Consider the following 22,656-nt stretch of genomic DNA (forward strand, 5'->3'; position numbering starts at 1 on the left):
GACGTATCAAATGAAGTGGGCTTGGGCTTTTTCAAAGCCTTATCGCGGTGCTTTGATGCTTTATTTTTTAGCAGAACTGATTGCCTTGGGATTATCCTTGCTTTTTATCTATTATTCGAAATATGCCATTGACTACGCGATTGCTGGCGACACCGCCCTCATGAAGCAGTCGTTGTGGTTGGCGATATGGAGTGTGGTAGGGGGGCAAGCAGCAAGTTTATATGCATCTTGGGTAAACGATCGTATGCGTTCCCGAATGTTGATACGTTTGCAGCAAGATGTGGTAGATGCGCAAATGCGCGCCACATGGGCATTGGTGAAAAATTGGCATACAGGGGATGTCATGATACGTGTTAATACGGATTGCCAGGAGGTGGTGCAGATGATTGGCACAACAGCCGTGGACGCAATAATCACCATTTTTCGATTGCTTTCGGCGTTTGGATTTTTGTGGATTATGGATCCGATGCTGGCGGTGGTGATCCTTTGTGTTTCTCCTTTGGTGGTGTTTTCTAAGTTGTATTTTAGACGACTGAAGAAAATGAACCAGGAGCTGAAGCGTGCAGAAAGTAACCTCGGAAATGTAGTGCAGGAGAATATGCGGTTTCGGTTGGTGATTCGAGCCTTAGGATTACAACGGATTCGTTGGGAGAAGGTTACCGGAAGCCAAGCGGCGATTTACGCGATGAAGATGCGCGTCTTGAATTTTTCTACGGTTTCGAGGGGCATTTTGCGTTTTACAGTCAATGCCGGATTCCTACTCACCTTCATCTGGGGTGTTTTTCGGTTGCATGCTGCAGAGATTACCTTTGGTACTATGTCGGCTTTTTTACAATTGGTTGGACGTATCCAAGGGCCTGTCTTGACTTTAATGGGATTTGTTCCGACGTTTATCCGCTTTAGGACGGCACTGGAACGGGTGGACGAAATGTTGCAATCGGAAAAGGAAGAAGAAGTAAAAGCAGAATACCTGCCTAATATACAGCAGGTAAGCTTGCGAAGTATTTGTTTTCGTTATGAAGATAAGGAAGTCTTTAATCAGTTTGATGCAGATTTTGCACGCGGACAACCTACAGCGGTGGTCGGTGCAAGTGGAAAGGGCAAAACAACCCTTATCCGTTTGTTGCTCAGTTTGCTTAAACCGAATGACGGTACCCTCCAGCTCCACGTTGACGGAAAGGAAATACCATTAGATAGTGCGCATCGCACAAATTTTGCCTATGTGCCGCAGGGTGACAAGCTTTTTAGTGGAACGATCCGCGAAAATTTACAGGTAAATAGTCAACCGGTTTCGGACGAACGTATTCGGGAGGTGTTAACAACAGCTTGTGCCACGTTTGTGTACGACTTGCCCGCGGGTTTAGATACCTTGGTAGGAGAATCTGGGTATGGGCTTTCGGAAGGGCAGGCGCAACGGATAGCGGTAGCGAGAGCGCTCTTGCAGGATTGTGCTGTATGGCTGTTTGATGAGGTAACGTCGGCTCTTGATCCATCAACTGGTGTAGAACTAACGGACCGTTTGCTGGAAGCTGGAAAGGATAAGATATTGGTTTTTGTAACCCACGATCTTATGCTAACCGAGCGATGTAGCCGGGTTTTATATATTTCGTAATCCGTGGCGAGCCACGGATTACGAAATATAATTAAAGATCAAATGCCTTTTTAATGACATCCACATAATCCAATTTCTCCCAAGTGAACAATTCCACTTCCATGGTTTTTTGTTCTCCGTTGGAGCTTTCGAATGTTTTGGTTACGATTTTTGGTGTCCTTCCCATGTGTCCATAGGCGGCTGTTTCCGAATAGATGGGTTTGCGAAGCCCTAAGCGGGTTTCGATACCGTAGGGCGTCATGTCGAATATTTCAGCTATTTTTTCGGCAATTTTGCTATCATTGAAATTAACGTTGCTTTTGCCATAGGTGTTCACATAGATCCCCATTGGATCCTTTACACCGATAGCATACGATATCTGTACCAATATTTCATCTGCAACACCTGCCGCTACGAGGTTCTTTGCAATGTGGCGGGTAGCGTATGCTGCCGAGCGGTCAACTTTTGATGGGTCTTTTCCAGAGAATGCGCCACCACCGTGAGCACCCTTGCCTCCATAGGTGTCTACAATAATTTTACGACCGGTTAATCCCGTGTCGCCATGCGGTCCGCCAATAACAAATTTTCCCGTAGGGTTAATATGGAACTTGATGTTGTCGGTAAACAATGCCTGCAACTCGGGGTGCAATTGGGCTTTTACACGCGGGATAAGAATATTCTTAACGTCGTCCGTAATTTTCTCTACCATCGCGGCCTCGGTGGCGAACTCGTCATGTTGTGTCGAAATAACGATGGTATCAATCCGTTGTGGTTTATGATCATCACTATACTCCAATGTAACCTGTGACTTGGCATCGGGACGTAAATAGGTAATGTCCTTATTTTCTCGGCGCAATGCAGCGAGTTCGTATAATAACCGATGGGCAAGGTCTAAGGCCAATGGCATATAATTTTCCGTCTCGTTGCTGGCATATCCGAACATGATACCTTGGTCGCCGGCACCCTGCTCTTGCTTGGTTTGGCGATCGACGCCTTGATTAATCTCAGCGGATTGTTCGTGAATAGCCGATAGTACCCCACAAGAGTTGGCCTCAAACATATATTCGGACTTGGTATACCCTATCGTTTCGATAACAGAACGGGTGATTTTCTGCACATCTAAGTATATGTTTGATTTTACTTCGCCGGCTAAAACGACCTGTCCTGTCGTTACTAGGGTTTCGATAGCAACTCGGGCATCTTCGTCCCAAGCTAAGAAATTATCAATCAGCGCATCGGAGATTTGATCCGCTATTTTGTCAGGGTGTCCCTCCGACACCGATTCGGATGTAAATAAATAAGCCATTATTACCTATATCTTTTGTGATTAAACGTACAGGAGAGTTGTCTAAGTAGAAGTGGAAAAACGACTGTAATTCTGGTTTTAGCACTTTTTTTTACTGTGGTTGCAATCTCCTTCTGACATATTAGATTAACATAATATGCAGCACGCAAATCAGTCCACATTTTTCGTGGACAAAAGTACGATTCTTTATTTATTTATGCGAATGGTTGAGAATTTTTATCGAGTTGACACCTATAAATGTTTTAAAAATGGCGTTTAACGATGTTGTTGTAAAATCTTAATGAAGGTTTTCTTTAAGCAACTTTTTTTAGAAAAAAGTTGCGCAAAAAAGCGTCCTTCGAATCTTTGAGGATAGGGGTAGTACTAAGGATGGGGTTCTACATACCTCAAAAATTCGGATGGACAATTAAAGTTAAGGAAGGGTTGGTGCAATCGTGCAGCGGTTCGGATTCCGCTCGACTCTCAATAGCAGATGGGGTGGCATCAAGGTCTCCTTACCAGTGGCGGGCAGACAAGGACAATGCTTGGGGTTTTGAGCGAAGGGAAAGGCATCACAATTATGATCGAAACCCACCTCAAAGGGTTTCGATCGTTATTCTAGCCTTGACAAGCATTGCCCGTGTGCGGGACGGGCTTGTGCGACGAGCCACCTGAAGGAGACAAAGACTTTTTGCCTCCTTTTTGGTCTCAAAAAGGAGGGCCATGCCGCGGCAAGCGGCGGAAAGGTGGTGCGTTGGACAAAAAAAAGAATTTGTCGAAAGAAAACCTTCAATTTTATACATATTATATATTCCTTTTACTTTCTATGGTATAGGTAAAAGAATCCGCCCGATAACACCCGACATTGAACTCGATGGGGTTGTTATTGATGTCGTAGACATAGCGTTTCCGAATAAGGATGGGTTCTCCCTGTTTAATTTCCAACTTGGCGGCGATAAAGGAATCGGCGGCTGCGGCATTTATCTCTTCTTTTGAGGTAAAAGCGACTATCCCATAGTCTCTTTCCAGTATTTCGTACAGCGGACGATTGAAATTTTCCGATGCTGAAATGGGTATCTGTGGGCTGAATTCCGAAATGAAATATACGAACGGCGCGTCCTTTTTCCCCCGAAGTCGTTCTAGCCGCATCACCTTCGTACCCACCTCGATACCGAAGAACGCAGCAACTTCTGCAGAGACTTCATGCCGGATAATCTGCAATTCAAAATTATGGATCTCGATCCCTAGAATGCGCATCTCCTCGGAAAAACTCAGCCAATTGCTGGCGCCGCTAAAGATTTTCTTTTTTTGGACACGCGTCCCTACCCCTTTTTTACGAACCAGCAGCCCTTCGGCAACTAACGTACTAATCGCTTGCCGTAAAGTGTTGCGGGATATCTTCAATTGTTCAGACAAATAGACTTCCTTAGGAAGGTATTGTCCATCTCTATATTCTGGTGTGTCTATAAGATTCCGGATAAGCTCTTCTGCTTGTTTATGAAGAGGTTTCGGGCTGGTATGGTCGATTTTTAAATTCATGGTGTTTCTACAAAAGTAAAAAAAATTGAAGAATAGTGTTGCATGATAAAATAAAAGTATTCATATTTGTTGAAATAGTATGTGCATACATACTGAACATATAGCTGAACAATAATACAATTATAGACATGGTAAGTACTTACAAGAAGAAGCCTGCAATCAATTTAGACGGTTTTGTTGTTAAAGGATGGGATGCGATTATTGCTGTTTTGACAAAGCAAAGCAACAGCGAAGGTGTCATCGTAATCGATTGTTACACCGGGACAAGCCAAGAGGAGCTGGAAATGCAGTTAGTGCAATTAAAGCCGGATATCTTTTTGCAAACCAGTGACTTATTTATATCCGAATCAGAAGTAGCAGCCTTAACCGATAGGTTTATGACCGAAGATACGCTGTTCGGGTATAACTCCAATATTACATTAGATGAATATTTTGACGAGAAGAAGTTGAAATCTGCGCGGGAGGCAATTGCAGCATCCAACGGACGTGTTATCGTGCTTGGTCCGGGCGCGCAGTTGGTGGTTGATGCGGATATCTTAGTTTATGCAGATATGCCGCGTTGGGAAATACAGCAACGGATGCGTAAGGGGCATGCGAAAGGTCTGGGCATTGATAATAGCAAAGCACCTTTTTCTCACCAGTATAAACGTGGGCTATTCAATGACTGGCGGGTACTGGACAAGCATAAGCGGTCGATTTATAACCGCGTAGACTATTGGTTGGATACGGTGGTACCAGATGAACCTAAGATGATAGACAGGCAGACATTCTGCGCTGGTATGGACAAAGCAGCGGCGTCGCCATTCCGCGTGGTACCGTTCTTTGATCCTGCACCCTGGGGTGGTCAATGGATGAAGGGAGAATTTGCGCTCGATGCGTCGAAAGTAAATTACGGATGGGGCTTTGATTGTGTGCCAGAGGAGAACAGCCTGCTCTTCGCTATCGATAATATGGTGTTCGAGATGCCGGCTGTGAATCTCGTATATACAAAGAGTGGTGAGGTGTTAGGAAAGCCGGTAGAAGCTCGATTTGGAAAGGATTTTCCGATCCGTTTTGATTTTTTGGACACGGTTGGCGGGGGTAACCTTAGCCTTCAGGTACACCCAACTACCCAATATGCGCGTGATCATTTCGGACTGCATTATACGCAGGATGAAAGTTATTACATCATGGACGCAAAAGATGATGCCCATGTATACCTCGGTTTTAAGAAGGATGTGGACCGGGATGTCGTGATAGACGAGCTGGAGAAAGCAGAACGAGGTGAGCTGGTTTTCGATGCAGAAAAATATGTAAACAAAATTCCAACGAAGAAACACGATCACTTTCTTATTCCGGCAGGAACGATACATTGTTCGGGCATGAATGCCGTGGTGCTCGAGATTAGTTCGACACCCAATCTATTTACGTTTAAGTTGTGGGACTGGCAGCGGTTGGGCTTAGACGGAAAGCCTCGGCCCATCAACGTACAGCGAGGTAAACAGGTGCTTAACTGGGATTGCGATACCGCGTATGCCCAAGAGCAGTTGGTAAACAACGTCCAGATTGTGGGTAAGGGTGACGGATGGGTGGAAGAAAAGACCGGGCTGCACAAAAGTGAGTTTATAGAAACGCGTCGGCATACGTTCTCGGTTCCGGTTACGCACGATACGCAGGACAGTGTGAATGTGCTGAATCTCGTAGATGGCGATGAAATTATCGTGGAAAGTCCTTCGGGCGCATTCGAGCCGATGATTATTCATTACGCGGAAACGTTTATTATTCCGGCAGCCGTGGGGACATATCGTATTCGACCATATGGCGCTTCAACGGGTAAAACCTGCATGACGATTAAAGCGTCGGTCAGAATTTGATTAGGGGAGTTAAAACCAAAACGCTATGCCAAACAACCAACAAAATAAACCATCCCTAGTACTAATACCGATATTCCTCAATTTCTTTATCATGGGGTTTGTCGATATCGTGGGGATTGCGACCAATTATGTGAAGAAAGATTTCGCGCTGTCGGATAGCACGGCCAGCCTGATACCGATGATGGTATTTGTGTGGTTTGCTATATGTGCTGTACCGACGGGGCTATTAATGGACCGAATCGGACGCAAGTATACCGTATCTGTTTCACTGATTATCACAGCTATCGCTATGGGGATCCCGTTTGTGAGCTATAGTTACGCGGGCATATTGTTCGCTTTTGCTTTGCTCGGAATCGGAAATACGGTTTTACAGGTTTCGTTGAACCCGTTGGCTGCATTCGTTGTGCCCAAGGAAAAACTGACCAGCACACTTACCATGGGGCAGTTTATTAAAGCCATTTCTTCTTTTTTGGGGCCCATACTAGTGGGTGTCGCTGCTGTACAATTGGGCAACTGGCGTCTTACGTTTTTATTTTATGGCCTGGCAACGGTGCTGTCTATCATTGTGCTGCACACGATGCACCCGAACGAACCGAAAGCGGACACCGCAGTAAGCTCTTCTTCTTTTCGCAAGATATTTGCTTTGCTGCGCGATGGGTTTCTCATTCGCTGTGTCGTGGTTATTTCATTGATAGTAGGAATTGATGTTGGCCTGAATACCAGTATTCCCCAGTTATTAATGAATCGTCTTGCCATGCCCTTAGAAGATGCAGCATTGGGCACGAGCCTTTACTTCGCAACCCGAACCGTCGGTACGTTTGTTGGGGCGATCCTGCTAGTCAAACTATCGGCTGTAAAATTTCTGCGCGGGACTATAGCATTGGCTGTTTTAGGTTTTATAGGTATGTTATTCGGCTCCTCGTTATGGGCATTATTACTGTCTATTGCTGTGGTCGGTCTAGCCTGCGCCAATGTTTTTTCGATTGTTTTTTCACTGGCAATGCAACATGATATGAAGCATGCCAACGAAATCTCGGCATTGATGATTATGGGCGTATCCGGCGGCGCGCTGGTTTTGCCATTGCAAGGCTTGATTACGGACTTGACGAGCTTTACGGTTGGTCTGCTCGTGATTCTGATCAGTATGGTAATTATTGGTTCAATTTCGTATAAATTTAAGTATTAGTCATATGTATAATCACGATAACCGCATTGTATTGACACTGGACGCCGGCGGCACAAATATGGTGTTCTCGGCTATTCAAGGTAACGTTAAAATAGTGGAGCCCTATTGCTTACCGGCTTATCCGGATGATCTGCAGAGATGTCTCGATACGTTGATTGATGGGTTTACACACATCAGAAATCTCTTGCCAAAAGCGCCGGTTGCGATTAGCTTCGCATTTCCAGGTCCGGCGGATTACAAGAACGGGATCATTCATGATTTGCCGAACTTTCCTTCTTTCCGCGGCGGTGTTCCCCTTGGTCCGTTTTTGCAGGAGCATTTCCAGATTCCCGTTTTTATCAATAATGACGGTAATCTCTTCGCTTATGGAGAAGCATTGGCAGGTGCGCTTCCAACCTTAAATGAACGATTAAAAAAACTGGGTTACAATAAAGAGTATCGCAACCTTATTGGTGTCACGTTTGGAACCGGCTTTGGATCAGGCGTTGTGATAGATAATCGTTTGTTGACGGGCGACAACGATTGTGGTGGCGATGTATGGGTATTCCGCAATAAACTTTACCCCAATAAAATAGCCGAAGAAAGTGTTAGCAGACGCGCTATCACTAGGGTGTATAATGAATATGCTGCTGTGCGAGACGAAACATTGACGCCTAACGATATATTTCGTATTGCAGAAGGCGAAACACCGGGCGACCGGCAGGCGGCCGTGCGAAGTTTTGCCCAATTGGGTGAGGTTGCCGGCGATGTTATTGCGCATTTATTGACCTTTGGAGATGGAATCGTTGTTATTGGGGGTGGAATCATCGGCGCAGCGAAGTACATTATGCCTGCACTGATAGGCGAACTGAGGTCTTCTTTAGCTACCTTTTCCGGTGATAACTTGTCACGGCTGCAGATGGAGGTGGTTGATGCACAGGACGAAGATAGTTTGAAACAGGCTGTTTTGGAGGAGTGGCGCGAGATTGACATTCCCAACACCAATAAAAAGATCAATTACAACCCGCATAAAAAAACATTTATTATGAGAACATCTCTAGGAACGAGCACAGCCATTTCGCTAGGTGCCTACGCTTATGCTTTGCATCAATTGGCGGATTAAATTATAAAATGCTAAACATTAAATTATGATCATATGAAAGAGCAGTTAACTAAAAAAATTAAAATCCTGCTGCGGTACCTGGTACTCGTTGTATGGGGTACTCAGGTATTTTCAGTAGCGGCGCAGGAGAATCAACATGCGGTAGCGGGCCTCGTCGTCAATACGTCTGGCGCGGCTATTTCCGGCGCATCTATAAAGGAAGTGGGGGGAACGAATTCGGGGCGAACGGATGCTGAAGGACGGTTCACGTTAGAGCTTTCTACTGCGGATGCAACTTTGCAGGTATCTTACGTTGGTTATGTTACCCAAGAGGTATCGGTGGGTGGGAAATCGAGCCTGCGCGTAGTACTTATGGAAACGAACGAGCAACTGGATGAAGTTGTCGTTGTCGGCTACGGTACCCAACGGAAAGCTAATGTAACCGGTGCAATTTCTTCGGTCAATATGAAAGAGCTGGAAAGCAGGCCTGTCGTTAATGTGGTAGAGGCTTTGCAGGGTACTACACCAGGTTTGACTATTCAACAGAGTAATTCGCAACCGGGAAGTCGTCCCGCTATCAATATTCGTGGTATAAATACGTTGAATAACAACGATCCCATGGTTATTATAGATGGGATATTGGGCGATATCCAAAATGTAAATATGGCGGATATCGAAAATATTTCGGTATTGAAGGATGCTGCTTCGGCTGCTATCTACGGTTCGCGTGCCTCCAACGGTGTCATTCTTATTACGACCAAGAAGGGCAGCAAAGGCGTTTCACGTGTATCGTACGATTATATTTTTGCGGAGCAGACGCCCACGTTTATGCCGCAGATTGTCGACTCATGGGAATATGCGGAGCTTCGAAATGAAGCGTTGATCAACTCGGGCCGTCCAACGCAGTTCACAGCTGAACAAATAGCCGATTTCCGCGCAAATGGTCCGAATACGAATTGGATGAAGGAAATATACCGCACTAGGGCGCCGCAGCAATCACATAATTTATCGCTTTCGGGGGGCGGTGATAAAACGACTTATTTGATTTCGGCCGCGTATTTGGATCAGGAAAGCATGTTTAAGGGGCCAGATTACGGGCTGGAACGGTTTAATTTTCGTACAAACGTCGAAACGGAAGTTTCTGATCGCTTTAAGGTGGGCGTACGAGCGGCATACGCGCGTAATACACTGAAAGATCATGCGTATTGGACAGATTGGCTCATCGAGCAGGCAACCCGTATGCCGTCGATATATCCGATCCGCAACGCGGAAGGCGAATATACCTATCCCAGCGGTAGCAATTCCAATTCCTTAGCCCGTCTGGAACAAGGGGGGGTGCGCAAAAGTGCGAACGATGATTTATCAGGAATTCTGAATGCCGAATATAAACTATGGGATGGATTGAAGCTTCGGGGAATGGTGGGTACACAATTGTATTACAACCGGATGAAAGAAAACCGCAAGGCGATACCGGGCTCAGGAGATTTGGAGAACCGATCAACCAATGGCTCGCAGCGTATACAAAATATAACGACCAACCTGATTCTTTCGTACGATAAAACGTGGGGAAATCATACGGTGAACGCCCTAGCCGGATATTCGTATGAAGGATCGACTGACAACCGGTTCGAAACGTTCCGGATCACGGAAGAGTCGAATTATGATATCATGGGCGGTTTGCAGACGGTGAATACCGGTAATCAAGAGTGGCAGCATGAATGGTCTATTTACTCGGCCTTTCTGCGTATGAACTATAATTTCGCGGACAAGTATCTCTTTGAGTTTAACCTACGGGATGATATCTCTTCCAAATTTAGGAGGGGCAATCGATCGGCTTGGTTTCCTTCGATGTCTGCCGGGTGGGTTATATCGGAAGAGGGCTTTTATTCCGAAGGTTTGAAGGGCATTATGCCTTCGGCTAAAATCAGGTCTTCTTGGGGTTTGGTCGGTAATAACCGCATCGCAGACTACCAGTACCAAGCAAATGTGAATATTGCCCAAGGCTATAATTTTGGGAATACCATGTATCCGGTTGCCTCGTTTGACGCGGCGAATCCGGACTTAAGGTGGGAAACAACACAGATGTTCAATGTCGGAGCAGACCTCGGATTTCTAGACAATGCATTGACGTTGTCGGGGGAGTATTATGTCAACGACACATACGATATCTTGATCGAGATTCCGATACCGGGCTTATTTGGTGGTGGCACACCGATACAGAACGCCGGCAGGGTACGGAATAAAGGATGGGAGATCGCCGCACGTTATCAATTTAACACGGGAGCGGTGAATCATACAGTATCCGGAAATTTATCGGATAGCAAAAATAAAGTAATTGATACGAAAGGCACGGAATGGATCAATGGTTTTGATGTAAACACCATCGTTCGGGAAGGGTATCCGATAAATTCGTACTATGCATACCGTTGGGATGGATACTTCCAAACAGCGGAGGAGGTGGCTCAAGGCCCTCATGTGGACGGAATCACACCGAAACCTGGTGATCTGCGGTATTTGGATAAAAATGGTGACGGTATCGTGAAGGAAGACGACGACCGCTTTGTATTAGGCAATAGATTCCCGCGCTTTTTATATGGGTTTAACTACGCTGTAGGCTGGAAAGGTCTTGATTTCTCGATGTTCTGGCAGGGAGTCGGACAACGACAGGTATGGTTAAGGGGAGAGTCTGTCGAAGCTTTCCACAACAACAACGAGGGACCAGTGTTTGATTTTCATATCGATCGGTGGACGCCAAACAACCCAAATGCTACGTATCCGCGGCTGACTGTGGGCGCAGAGTCTGCAAACAATGCGATAAAGTCAAATTTCTGGATAGAAAATGCAGCCTACTTACGACTCAAAAACGTGCAATTGGGTTATACATTTCCGAAGCACTGGACGGATAGGGTCTCGTTGAGCCGCCTTCGTATTTACACTAGCATACAGAACGCGTTGACTTTTGCTGACATGAAAGGTGGATGGGATCCGGAGACTGCTGACGGAGGTGGTCGTATTTATCCGGTAAATCGTACCTTCTCCGTAGGGTTGAACCTTAACTTTTAAACGTAAAAATTATGAACAAGTACATAAAACGATCTAGTCTAGCAATCGCGATCACATGCCTGGTTTTTGGAGCATGCCACGATCTTGACCTCACACCACACGATAGAGAGACCGATACGGAATATTGGAATAAACCGGAATCGGCGATGTATATGATCAATAAGTGTTATCAGGGGATGAATAATGCGGATGAAGTGCTATATGCCGATGCCATGACGGACAACGCTTATACGAAAGTGAATAGTAGCCACAATCAGGCCATTGGTAATGGTTCGTACTCTACAGCGGACAATTATGTACGGTCTGTGTGGAACTATCGATACAGTGGTATCCATCAATGTAACCAGCTTCTTGATAATATAGACCGCGTACCGGGATTAAGCGACGAGCTGCGTAACCGTTATCGGGGAGAGGCTATTTTTATTCGGGCATACCATTACTTTGAGCTTTACTCGAAGTTTGGGGATGTTCCCTTTTTTACAACGGTTATTTCCATCGATGAATCGAAGACCATAGGCCGTACGGCGAAGTCTGAAATTGTTAATAGCTTACTAATGCAGTTAACTGAAGTGATCGACAAGGATTACCTTCCGACTTCGTATGACGCGGAAAACACCGGGCGGATAACGCGTTGGGCGGCCATGGGGCTTAAAGCCCGCATGCTTTTGTTTGAAGGCGCGGGTCGGTACAATGAGGTGATACCTATCACAAACCGGATTATAAATGAAGGTGGGTTTTCGTTGCATGGTGATTATGAAGGCCTGTTCACGATTGCGCATGAAAATAACGCCGAGGTAATGTTGGACGTGCAGTATAAACCGGTAGATCGAGAACATTCGGTGCAGTATCATTTTCTTCCGCCTTCACTGGGTGGTTATTCGCAACTTTCTCCTTTGCAGGAGCTGGTTGATAGTTATATTACATTGGACGGATATCCAATTGCAAATGCTCCGTCTTCCAGCTTCGATCCAGCGGATCCTTTTGCTAATCGGGATCCAAGATTGGCTGCTACGGTCATCTATACGGGCAACTCGTATACTTTGGCGGACGGCTCGGAACATGCCATCGACAGCAGAAGAGGGGTGGCTCCCGATGGATTTGATTTCTCTTCCGATGCGTCGGCTACGGGTTATTACATCAAAAAATATTGGGACAATACGTATCGTTCCAATCTGCTATCAGGCCTCAATATTATCTTAATGCGGTATGCTGATATCTTGTTAATGCATGCTGAGGCGCTGGCTGAGCAGGGTCAGTTGACGTCCACAGAATGGAACCGGACGATACGGCCGCTGCGTATTCGCGCGGGGTTTACGGAATCTAGGGCATTGGAATTTCCCACTGGAGGCGACTTGAAAGAGATTGTGCGACGTGAGCGTCGTAGTGAGTTGGCACTCGAAGGATTACGCCATAAAGATATCATCCGCTGGCGAATTGCCGAACAGGTACTCAACGGATGGAACCATGGTTTATACACCGGTGATGCTGTGGGTACAGATAATGGGTATGTGCGGGTGGAGAACCGGCGGTTTGATGCCGGAAAACACTATTTGTGGCCTATTCCTCAGAATGAGCGGGATTTAAATAGCAACCTGACACAAAATCCCGAATGGTAACCTTATAGAACGACTATTATGAAATATCTATTTTTATCGATTATAGCCGCTTTTCTGCTCTTATTAGGCAGTTGCGGGAAAGAATACCAGCTTTCCACCGATTTTATGGTGCCCACTGAATTAGCCTCGCCTGCAAAGGTGATGCTCGATGTGACGTCGGCCGATAATATTGTCCTGTCTTGGAATGGAGGGGGAGCTGATGATGGTTCGTATGTATTATATGAAGTAATCTTCGCGAAGAAAGGCGCAGACCTATCCAATCCTGTAGAACGGATAAAAAGCGATTTCGGTGCGAACCCCAGGTTGACAATTACACACGCCACATTAAATACGATTGCCCGCAAAGCTGGCATCGCCCCCGGAGAGACGGGGGAAATTTCTTGGTCGGTATTGACCTCAAAGGGTGGTGATATCAAGGCGACGGATGGAAGAAAAGACATCGAAGTAACGCGTGGTGAGGGTATAGATAACATGCCTGATAACTTATATTTATATGGTGAAGGTAACGAAAGTAATGGAGCTGAAGGTTCTTTATTTCGCAAAGCGGCAGATGGTATTTATATCCTTTATTCTAAAGTATCTGGCAATGGTGAGTTGGAACTGAAAGGAAAAGTGGGGGAGGATGAGTTTGATTATTATCTGGATGGCGGCAAGCTTAAAGAGGGTACGGGGACAATCCAGGTGGCAGCAAATACGAATCCATATCGTATCACGGTGGATTTTAATACACTGACCGTCAAAACGGAGATCATATCGAATGTGCGATGTATCTGGGGTGCCACATACGATGTCATTGGTCAACTGGATTATGTAGGCGACGGTAGGTTTGTTGCCGCGAACCGTCCGATCCGGTTTATCGACCCCAGCAAGCCGGAGACGAATCCGCCTAGTTGGCTGAGTTGGATTGAAGAACGGTATTATTTTATCGCTACGGTAGGCGGTGCGGATAAGTGCTGGGGAAGGATGGACGGCGTCAGCCCTGAGCGCCCTACGGGAGGCGAACCCTTATCTTTCTATGAAATCGGCGAGTTTACCTGGAGCCAGTGGGACCACCTTTGGAAGATGAAAGGAGACTTGAATGGCAAAAGAGCAACAATTACCATCCATACGAATAAGGAAAACCTGATGGTACATGAGTTTTCGAATATCAGTAACTTATAAACAGATGAAAAAGATACTATATATTTTATTGATGGGGTTTGCCATCGTCGGCTGTGATGATGGTTCGGAACCCTATGTAAAGCCGGATATTAAAGATCCGTCGCCGATCGAGACAGTGAATTCCGCTGTACGGGCGAAGGAGATATTCGATCTTATCAACCAATATTATAAAGCTGGGAGCTTGTTTAAGGAGAATTACCCTGCACAGTCGGGTGATGCAACGTATTCCTATCTCTGGCCCTATGATGCGGTGGTGAGCGGTGCGTCCCAACTTCATCAGTTGGGGTATGATGTGGGTTATAACGGAATAGTAGATGGATTTGAGAAGTATTACAGACAGACTGCTCATGGAAACAATATCGGTGGGTATGGATCTTCCACAAATGGTGGCACGGGCGGCGGGACGCGTTTTTATGACGATAATTCCATTATTGGCGTAAATCTGTTAGAGGCGTATCATATTACGCAAGATCAGACTTACATTGAACGAGCCGCACGGATTGTGCCTTTTCTGGAAAGTGGTATTGATGACCGACTAGGCGGGGCAATGTGGTGGAACGAAGATTTTCGGTATAATCCGTCGTCTGCGGAAGCGAATAAGCCTACTTGTTCTAACGGTTATGCTACACTCTTTTTGCTCATGTATTATGAGGTATGTCCGGAAACAGAAAAGCCTCACGTGCTGGCGCTGGCGACAGAGCTGTACAGTTGGTTACGAACCAATCTTTACGACCCGGCTACAAAATGCTACTGGAACGATGTGAACGCAAATGGTACGATCAATACCCGGTTGTGGACATATAATGCGGGGGTAATGGTACAGAATGGCATTCGTTTAGCGGAGATTACGGGAAATAATCAGTATCTGGAAGAAGCAAAAACGACAGCGCAGGGGGCATACGATTATTTTGTAAAAACGCGCAATGGCATCTTATCCTATACCGATACGGATCCGTGGTTTAATACAAAGTTGTTGCGGGCATATATTGATTTGGCGGAATATGACGAACGCGCCGATACATACATTAATACGTATTATAATTTTATAAACAACGGTTATACAAAGGCGCGCACGGATGTTGGGTTTTTCTATGAAGATTGGACAGGTGCAAATCCGGGCCGGTATTACTCCTTGCTTATGCAGGGTGCTGTGGTTGAGTCTTATGGCGCTTTAGCACTTTACCGGGGAGAAACGAAAGAATGATGGGGATGAGAAAAGAGCTTTTATTACTGTTATCGCTGTATTTAATGTGGCCTGTAGCGCAGGCTCAGCCAAAGGATACCTATCTCCAGCGGGCTAAGGAAACGTTTCACTTGGTATGGGACAAATATCGTGTGTCTGAGCACGGGTTATTCGCTGAGTATTATCCCAATAGTTACAAACCGGATCTTACGTATTTTCAAGAGAGCGGACATAAAGCGCAGGAGGTATCTTATCTGTGGCCCATGAGTGGTGTCTTTTCGTCTGTAAACATACTCATGGAACTGGATCCAAAAACCTATAAGCCTTATCTGGATTCGATGGTGGTAGCGGTGGAAGAATATTTGGATACGACCCGAACCCCTTATGGGTATCAAGCGTATCCATCGAAGTTCCAAATAGTGGATCGTTATTATGACGATAATGGGTTGGTCGGGATTGATTATATTGATGCCTATATGATGACGAGGGATGCATCTTTTTTAACGAAAGCCAAAGCAGTGATGACCTTTATCGAGAGTGGATGGACGGATGATTTTGGAGGGGGAGTGCCCTGGCTTGAAGGGGTGCACGATCAGAAACCTGCCTGCAGTAATGGCAAGGCGACCGTACTGGCAATAAAAATCTATCAAGCTACCGGTGAAAAGGAGTATCTTCGATATGCCATAAAATCGTATGATTGGATGATGGAAGCGTTGCGTGATGATACTTTGGATATCATTTGGAATGCGCTGCTTATTCCGGACGGTACAACAGCGGGACGTAAAGATACGGAAGTTCAGAAACATGCGTATACGTATAACACGGGAACCATGATCCAGTCGGCCGTTAGACTTTACAAAATCACAGGCGAAAGGGGATATCTTGACGACGCACAGGCGTTAGCAGATGGTTCTTACAAATACTATTTCGGGCATACGGCGGACGGTATTCCATATGTCAAGGATATACCTTGGTTTACCTTGGTGTTGTTCAGGGGTTATCAAGAACTGTATGAAATTGATAAAAACGCCAAATATGTGGATGCGGTGATTGAGCGGGCCGATTGGGCGTGGGTACACGCTCGAGACGAAGTTGGACTGCCATATGCTGACTGGACGGGGCGAAAGGATGAGCAGAAAAAGCCAAAATGGTTGCTTGATACGTCCTGTATGGCGGAGTTGTATGCACGCATTGCATTGATTAAGGCACAGGGCAAATAAAAAGAATGTCAATAAAGTAAATAATATGAAGAAGCATTTATCAATACTATTAATAGTTTGCGCGTTCGTGGTGTCATCCTGCGCGGGGAAGAAAGAAGTGATGGAAAAGTTGTCGGACTATGTGAATCCTAACATCGGCTCTGTACACAGCAGGTGGTTTTTCTATACGCCAGGCGCTGTGCCGTTTGGAATGGCCAAACTGGGGCCGTCCACAAATGGTTCCTATGGGAATGCCAATGGTTGGGAAGCGGTTGGCTATGAAGATAACCATAATTCCATAGAAGGATTTGCTTGTTTCCATGAATTTCAGATCGGTGGCGTGATGTTGATGCCTATCGTAGGAGCGTTAAAAACTACACCGGGTACGCTCGAAAATCCTGCCGAGGGCTATCGTTCCTCTTTTAAGAAAGAGAACGAGTATGCTACCGCGGGATTCTACCATGTTTTGCTGGATAAATACGAAACCAAAGTGGAGCTTACGGCGACCGACAGGGTTGGGTATCAGCGTTATACATTTCCGCAGTCAGAAGAGTCTTATATCTTATTTGATATTGGAAATAAATTAGGCGAAAGCGGTGCGGTAAGTGATGCGTATATTAAAGTGGTTGACGAAACCACTATTGAAGGGTATGTTGTTACCAAACCCGAGTACGTCAAAAAGTATCAGCCGGATGCGACCGTGAACATGTATTTCTATGCCAAATTGAGCAAACCTTTCAACGATGTTAAGACGTTCCTGCGCGCAGATTCGGTTAGTTCGACACGAGAAATAAAGGGAGTGGGCGCCTGTTTGGCTGTTCAATATGAGACAGCTGCTGATGAACAGATTACCGTACAGATTGGCCAATCGTATACCTCGATCGAAAATGCAAAACAGAATTATGAGATGGAAGCTACCGATCGGAGCTTTGACATGGTCAAAGAAGATGCTTCGCTCCGGTGGAATGATATGCTGGGGCGTGTAAAAGTCGAGGGAGGCCGTAGAGACGATAGGGTTAAGTTTTATACGGGGCTGTATCACGCTTTGCTGGGGCGTGGCCTTGCTAACGATGTGAACGGTGCTTATCCGAAAAACGATGGTACGGTTGGGCTTCTTGAACTAGACGAAGATAAACAGCCGGCCTTTAATTACTACAATACGGACGCGATCTGGGGCGGATACTGGAACCTTACGCAGCTATGGGCATTGGCCTATCCGGAATATTACTCCGATTGGGTGCAGAGCCAATTATTGGTATATAAAGAAACGGGCTGGCTGGGAGACGGTATTGCCAACAGCAAATATGTTTCCGGGGTAGGTACAAACTTCACTAGTCTGGCTATTGCGGCTGCCTACAATTGTGGAATCCGTGATTTTGATTATCGGTTGGGATATGAGGCAGCGCTAAAGAATGAGATAGATGGTCAGAACCGTCCGGCTGGCGCAGGTAAGCTGGATGTTGCTGCATTTGTGGAACGTGGTTACTGCCCCTATATTCCAAGTGATGACTATTTTATTACCAAGCAGGATGAGGGGTCGGTATTTGGCGCATCCCACACCATGGAGTACGCGTTTAGTAGTTACGCCGTCGCGCAGTTTGCGAAAAGCTTAAACAACGAAGCGGATTACCAACGCCTTTCTAAAATGGCATCGAACTGGGAAAATCTCTTTGATACCGAAACCGAGCTTATTCGTCCGCGCATGTTGGACGGAAATTTCTTGCCAAATTTTGATCCGATGGCCGCATGGGCGGGTTTTCAGGAGGGAAATGCTATTCAATACACATTTTACGTGCCACATGAGCCCGGAAAATTGATTGACAAGGTGGGGAGCGATGTGTTTAATGATCGCCTCGATAGTATTTTTGTCCGCTCGCAGAAAAATACGTTTGGTGGCGGTAAAACTGTGGATGCTTTCGCGGGTGTACACGCACTTTATAATCACGGCAACCAACCAAACCTACATATATCTTGGTTGTTCAACTTTTCTGGAAAACCCTATTTAACCCAAAAATGGGTACGCACGATCTGTAACGAATTTTATGGTGTTGATGGGCTTCATGGTTATGGCTATGGTCAGGACGAAGACCAAGGTCAATTAGGCGCATGGTATGTGATGGCTGGTATGGGGCTATTTGATGTGAAGGGTTTAACACAGATCGATCCTCAGTTCCAGATTGGTAGCCCGATATTTGATCGCATCGAGGTCAAGCTGAATAAAGAATATTATAAAGGAGATAAGTTTGTTATCGAAGTAGCGAATAATTCGCCGGAGAATATCTATGTACAATCTTTAAGCAAGAACGGAACAGCACAGCAATCGGTATCCATTCCATTCGCGGATGTGGTAAATGGCGGTGTGCTGAAACTGGAGATGGGAAGCGAGCCCAACTTGGATATTCGGCAATAGAATCCTGTCTACACGGCATTGCACCATCCCCAACTTAACACGCAATGTCGCCTCTTTTTTGTTGAGTATGTAGAAATTCCCTTTTTGCACTATCTAATAAGGATTCAACAAAAAACAGCGACGAGTTTTTTTGCTTCTTTTTTTGAGGGAAAAAAAGAAGAGAAATAACGTTATCTTTATAACCTATTTCAGATGAAGATATGCGGCAACGTAAGCGAATATTGTTTGTTATCAACCCAATTTCCGGAGGGAAAAAGAAGACAGCGTTCAACAAGCAGGTGTTGGAAGTGCTTGATCTGGAGAAGTTTGATCCGACATTTAAGATTACCGATCATGCCAACCATGCTTTCGAACTGGGAAAGGCTGCGGTTGAGGAAGGATATGATGCGGTCGTGGCTGTAGGAGGTGATGGTACGATTAACGAGCTGGGGTCTGCGATCTTGGGAACCGGCATGCCTTTGGGGATTATTCCTGAGGGCTCAGGAAACGGCTTAGCGCTCTACTTGGGGATTCCGCTCAACGAATCAGCAGCTATTAGACGGATAAATCGGTTTGAGACGGCAGAGGTCGATACAGGGGTTGTCAATGGACGACATTTCTTTAACATTGCTGGACTTGGTTTTGATGCATCGGTGAGTGATCGATTTGCGACAGATAACATCAGAGGGCCGATAGGCTATTTACGCTCGGCTATCAATGTACTGAGCGATTTCCAACCTAGCATGTATACATTGCTGATCGACGGAGCAACTTACAAGAGAGAAGCTTTTATGGTCAGTGTGGCCAATTCCCCTCAATATGGTAATAATGCGTATATTGCACCGCAAGCTTCTATCAACGATGGTTTGCTTGATGTATGTATCGTCAAAAAATTTCCGCTCTATCTTTTTCCAAAAATGGTGTTTCATTTGTTCACAAAAAGCGCAGACCAGTCGGAATATGTGGAGATAATTCCTGGAAAGGATATCACCATTTTGCGGGACCAAAAAGGTCCTGTACATGTGGATGGTGAGCCCGTGGAAATGGGTGAAAAATTGGAAATTTCGATCAAACCGAGATCGTTGAAAGTTATATGTTAAGGAGTGAAGAGTAAAAGAAATGAAGAAGAAAAAGCAACGTTTTGAAGGTGTCGTTTATTCTACCGCGGATAACTTTGAATATGTAGACACTGAAAGTACACAGGAAGAGGAGACTTTACCAGTCTCGCAGCAAAAACTAAAGGTCTTATTGGATCGCAAGGCGCGGAAAGGAAAAGTTGTTACAATTGTGAAAGGATTCATAGGAACGGAGATTGATTTGAACGAATTGGCAAAAAAGTTAAAACAGAAATGTGGTGTTGGCGGAGCTGCAAAAGACGGCGAAATTTTGATCCAAGGCGATTTCAAACAAAAGATCTTTGATTTGCTCAAAGAGGAGGGGTACGGTGTTAAAATGGTTGGTGGATAACGATTTACATAGTAAGGGGCTGTCGAATTATGACGGAATCCTGATCGTTAGCTTTGAAAATATGACAATACGCTGATGCTGTTTGTAATCGAAAATAAGGCGAACCATCGTGAGTAAATACTTACTTATTTTTTTTTATTAATGATTTTTTAATTTGCATAAACCAAAAAAAATGGTTTTCATTGTAAAATATTAACGCAGTACGGGCGTTAAGTATTAATGTGAATCCGTATCGTTAATACATATTAGGAAGGAAATGGAACCGCTGATGGTTTACTAATATGTGACGCATTGAAAGATGTATAAATTAATGTCAGGAAAATTTTATTTTTAACACAAAATAGTATATTTGTTTTGCTTTATAGCAGAATAAGTGCTTTTGAATTGCACAAATTGAATTAAACAATTAAATATTAAACAACAGTAAAAATTAAAAATTAGTAAAATGGCAAACGCACCAAAAACTAGTACTCCTGCTAAAAAACAAGAAAGCGGAAATTCAGGTAATTTATTTGCGAGCTTAGCAATCATCATTTGTTTTGCTGTCGGAATTGTTGTGTATAAGTTTGTATTGGGTGATCCATCGAACTTTATCGATAACAATCCGGAGAACCAACCTCTCCCTGGGAACTATATGGGGATGATGTACCATGGTGGACCAGTGATTCCTGTCCTATTGTCTTTATTTATGATGGTTTTCGTGTTCGCAGTAGAACGCTTTATTGTAATTGGTAGAGCATCGGGTACCGGTAATGTAGGCAACTTTGTAAGAAAAGTACAGTCTTTAATCAACGGCGGTGGTATCGATTCGGCAATTGTTGAATGTGATAAGCAAAAAGGATCAGTAGCAAACGTAGTAAAAGCAGGTCTATTGAAATATAAAGACGTGTCGGCCAATCCGGGTTTAGACTCAGAAAAATCTGCTATAGCAATCCAGAAAGAAATCGAAGAGACTACGGCGCTGGAAATGCCAATGTTGGAGAAAAACTTGAACGTATTAGCTACGTTGGTTTCTATCGGTACATTGACCGGTCTATTGGGTACAGTAACGGGTATGATTAGAGCATTCGCGGCTTTGGCAACAGGTGGTGCGCCAGATTCGGCACAGCTGGCTAACGGTATCTCTGAAGCTTTGATGTGTACAGCAACTGGTATTGCAACTTCGACTTTCGCTATTGTATTCTATAATATGTTGACGGCAAAAATAGACAAGTTGACTTATTCTATCGATGAAGCTGGTTTCTCTATTGTACAAACGTACGCAGCAAACCATAAATAAGAAAAAGATGTTTTTCAAATTCTTTTATGGAATTTGTGAAGAGCATGCATCATACAGATAAAGGAATAAGGATTGTTAATTAAAAGAAGTAAAGATAATGGGTAAAGCAAAAGTAAAAAGAGCCAGTACCTCCATCGACATGACGGCGATGTGTGATGTATCGTTCTTGCTTCTTACATTCTTCGTATTAACGGCGACGGCGCGTCAACCTGAAGTATTAGTGGTGGATACACCGCAGTCGACAAGTCCGGAAAAATTGCCCGACGATGGCTTAGGGATCATTTCGGTGTCAAACGGAAAAATATTCTTTAGTGTTAAGAACCCTAATGTACGGGAACTTACGCTAAGAAATATTTCGCAGAAGTACAACGTGAACTTTTCCGCAGAGGAATATGAGAAATTTAGACAGTTGGATGAGTTTGGTGTTCCTGTCAATAATTTAAGACAGCTGCTTTCATTGCCGAACGAGCAACGTACAGAAAATATTCAGCCGGGCATTCCTGTAGATAGTACGGAGACAAATTCGAACGAATTGTACGCTTGGGTGCAGGAGGCGCGTAGGGCAACTATCGAATTCAACCGCTCGCGAGAGGGGGAAAAGGGATATGTGGATCCAGGTCCGATGAAGGTAGCAATAAAGGCGGATGCCGAAGAGAGGTATCCGACGATCAATTTGATTATTGAAACGCTGCGAAACCAGAAACAAAACAAATTTAGTTTTGTAACGGGTTTGAGAAGGGAGAATTAAACGCATAAATGAGAAG

At 44.9% G+C, this 22,656-nt stretch carries 17 protein-coding genes; 15 read left to right on the forward strand and 2 right to left on the reverse strand.

The window, feature by feature from the left end; genetic code table 11:
- Positions 1-10: 10 nt before the first annotated feature.
- Positions 11-1,612: an ABC transporter ATP-binding protein gene (locus C5749_RS17215; RefSeq protein ID WP_219848021.1), complete on the forward strand. Its 1,602-nt coding sequence runs from the start codon at positions 11-13 to the stop codon at positions 1,610-1,612.
- 31 nt (positions 1,613-1,643) lie between these two features.
- On the opposite strand, the gene metK is transcribed toward C5749_RS17215, so the two are convergent.
- Positions 1,644-2,897 (reverse strand): methionine adenosyltransferase, encoded by a 1,254-nt coding sequence (gene metK / locus C5749_RS17220; protein WP_105727475.1) that lies wholly within the window; start codon positions 2,895-2,897, stop codon positions 1,644-1,646.
- Positions 2,898-3,266: 369 nt separating this feature from the next.
- On the opposite strand from metK, the gene C5749_RS17225 reads away from it, so the two are divergent.
- Positions 3,267-3,551 carry a hypothetical protein gene (locus tag C5749_RS17225; protein WP_105727476.1) on the forward strand — a complete coding sequence of 95 codons (285 nt, stop codon included), beginning with the start codon at positions 3,267-3,269 and terminating at the stop codon, positions 3,549-3,551.
- A gap of 129 nt (positions 3,552-3,680) precedes the next feature.
- Here the strand turns inward: C5749_RS17225 and C5749_RS17230 are convergent, their stop codons facing one another.
- On the reverse strand, positions 3,681-4,415 hold the full coding sequence (locus C5749_RS17230; RefSeq protein WP_105727477.1) for a GntR family transcriptional regulator: 735 nt from the start codon (positions 4,413-4,415) through the stop codon (positions 3,681-3,683).
- Between the two features lie 128 nt (positions 4,416-4,543).
- On the opposite strand from C5749_RS17230, the gene C5749_RS17235 reads away from it, so the two are divergent.
- The 13 genes from C5749_RS17235 (at position 4,544) to C5749_RS17295 (ending at position 22,640) form a co-directional block, all read left to right on the forward strand.
- The gene (locus tag C5749_RS17235) at positions 4,544-6,268 is read left to right on the forward strand and encodes a class I mannose-6-phosphate isomerase (protein WP_105727478.1); all 1,725 of its coding nucleotides are present in this window, start codon (positions 4,544-4,546) and stop codon (positions 6,266-6,268) included.
- Between the two features lie 25 nt (positions 6,269-6,293).
- Positions 6,294-7,454 carry an MFS transporter gene (locus tag C5749_RS17240; protein WP_105727479.1) on the forward strand — a complete coding sequence of 387 codons (1,161 nt, stop codon included), beginning with the start codon at positions 6,294-6,296 and terminating at the stop codon, positions 7,452-7,454.
- 4 nt (positions 7,455-7,458) lie between these two features.
- Positions 7,459-8,556, forward strand: coding sequence for an ROK family protein (locus C5749_RS17245; protein ID WP_105727480.1), 1,098 nt, complete (start codon positions 7,459-7,461; stop codon positions 8,554-8,556).
- A 33-nt stretch (positions 8,557-8,589) separates the two neighbouring features.
- Positions 8,590-11,598, forward strand: coding sequence for a SusC/RagA family TonB-linked outer membrane protein (locus tag C5749_RS17250; protein ID WP_105727481.1), 3,009 nt, complete (start codon positions 8,590-8,592; stop codon positions 11,596-11,598).
- Positions 11,599-11,609: 11 nt separating this feature from the next.
- A complete protein-coding gene (locus C5749_RS17255) occupies positions 11,610-13,214 on the forward strand; it encodes a RagB/SusD family nutrient uptake outer membrane protein (RefSeq protein ID WP_105727482.1) in 1,605 nt (534 codons plus the stop codon).
- Positions 13,215-13,232: 18 nt separating this feature from the next.
- Positions 13,233-14,375, forward strand: a complete 1,143-nt coding sequence (locus tag C5749_RS17260) for a SusE domain-containing protein (protein WP_105727483.1) — start codon at positions 13,233-13,235, stop codon at positions 14,373-14,375.
- A gap of 4 nt (positions 14,376-14,379) precedes the next feature.
- Positions 14,380-15,579 (forward strand): glycoside hydrolase family 76 protein, encoded by a 1,200-nt coding sequence (locus tag C5749_RS17265; RefSeq protein WP_105727484.1) that lies wholly within the window; start codon positions 14,380-14,382, stop codon positions 15,577-15,579.
- Positions 15,580-15,584: 5 nt separating this feature from the next.
- Positions 15,585-16,778, forward strand: coding sequence for a glycoside hydrolase family 76 protein (locus tag C5749_RS17270; protein WP_219848022.1), 1,194 nt, complete (start codon positions 15,585-15,587; stop codon positions 16,776-16,778).
- A gap of 25 nt (positions 16,779-16,803) precedes the next feature.
- Positions 16,804-19,167, forward strand: coding sequence for a GH92 family glycosyl hydrolase (locus C5749_RS17275; RefSeq protein ID WP_105727486.1), 2,364 nt, complete (start codon positions 16,804-16,806; stop codon positions 19,165-19,167).
- Between the two features lie 200 nt (positions 19,168-19,367).
- Positions 19,368-20,246: a diacylglycerol/lipid kinase family protein gene (locus C5749_RS17280; protein WP_105727487.1), complete on the forward strand. Its 879-nt coding sequence runs from the start codon at positions 19,368-19,370 to the stop codon at positions 20,244-20,246.
- Between the two features lie 19 nt (positions 20,247-20,265).
- Positions 20,266-20,613: a translation initiation factor gene (locus C5749_RS17285; RefSeq protein ID WP_105727488.1), complete on the forward strand. Its 348-nt coding sequence runs from the start codon at positions 20,266-20,268 to the stop codon at positions 20,611-20,613.
- A 445-nt stretch (positions 20,614-21,058) separates the two neighbouring features.
- Positions 21,059-21,892, forward strand: a complete 834-nt coding sequence (locus C5749_RS17290; protein ID WP_105717406.1) for a MotA/TolQ/ExbB proton channel family protein — start codon at positions 21,059-21,061, stop codon at positions 21,890-21,892.
- 97 nt (positions 21,893-21,989) lie between these two features.
- Positions 21,990-22,640 (forward strand): ExbD/TolR family protein, encoded by a 651-nt coding sequence (locus tag C5749_RS17295; protein ID WP_105727489.1) that lies wholly within the window; start codon positions 21,990-21,992, stop codon positions 22,638-22,640.
- The last annotated feature ends 16 nt before the right edge of the window (positions 22,641-22,656 follow it).

The organism is Sphingobacterium gobiense (genome assembly GCF_002980575.1).
GTDB lineage: Bacteria > Bacteroidota > Bacteroidia > Sphingobacteriales > Sphingobacteriaceae > Sphingobacterium > Sphingobacterium gobiense.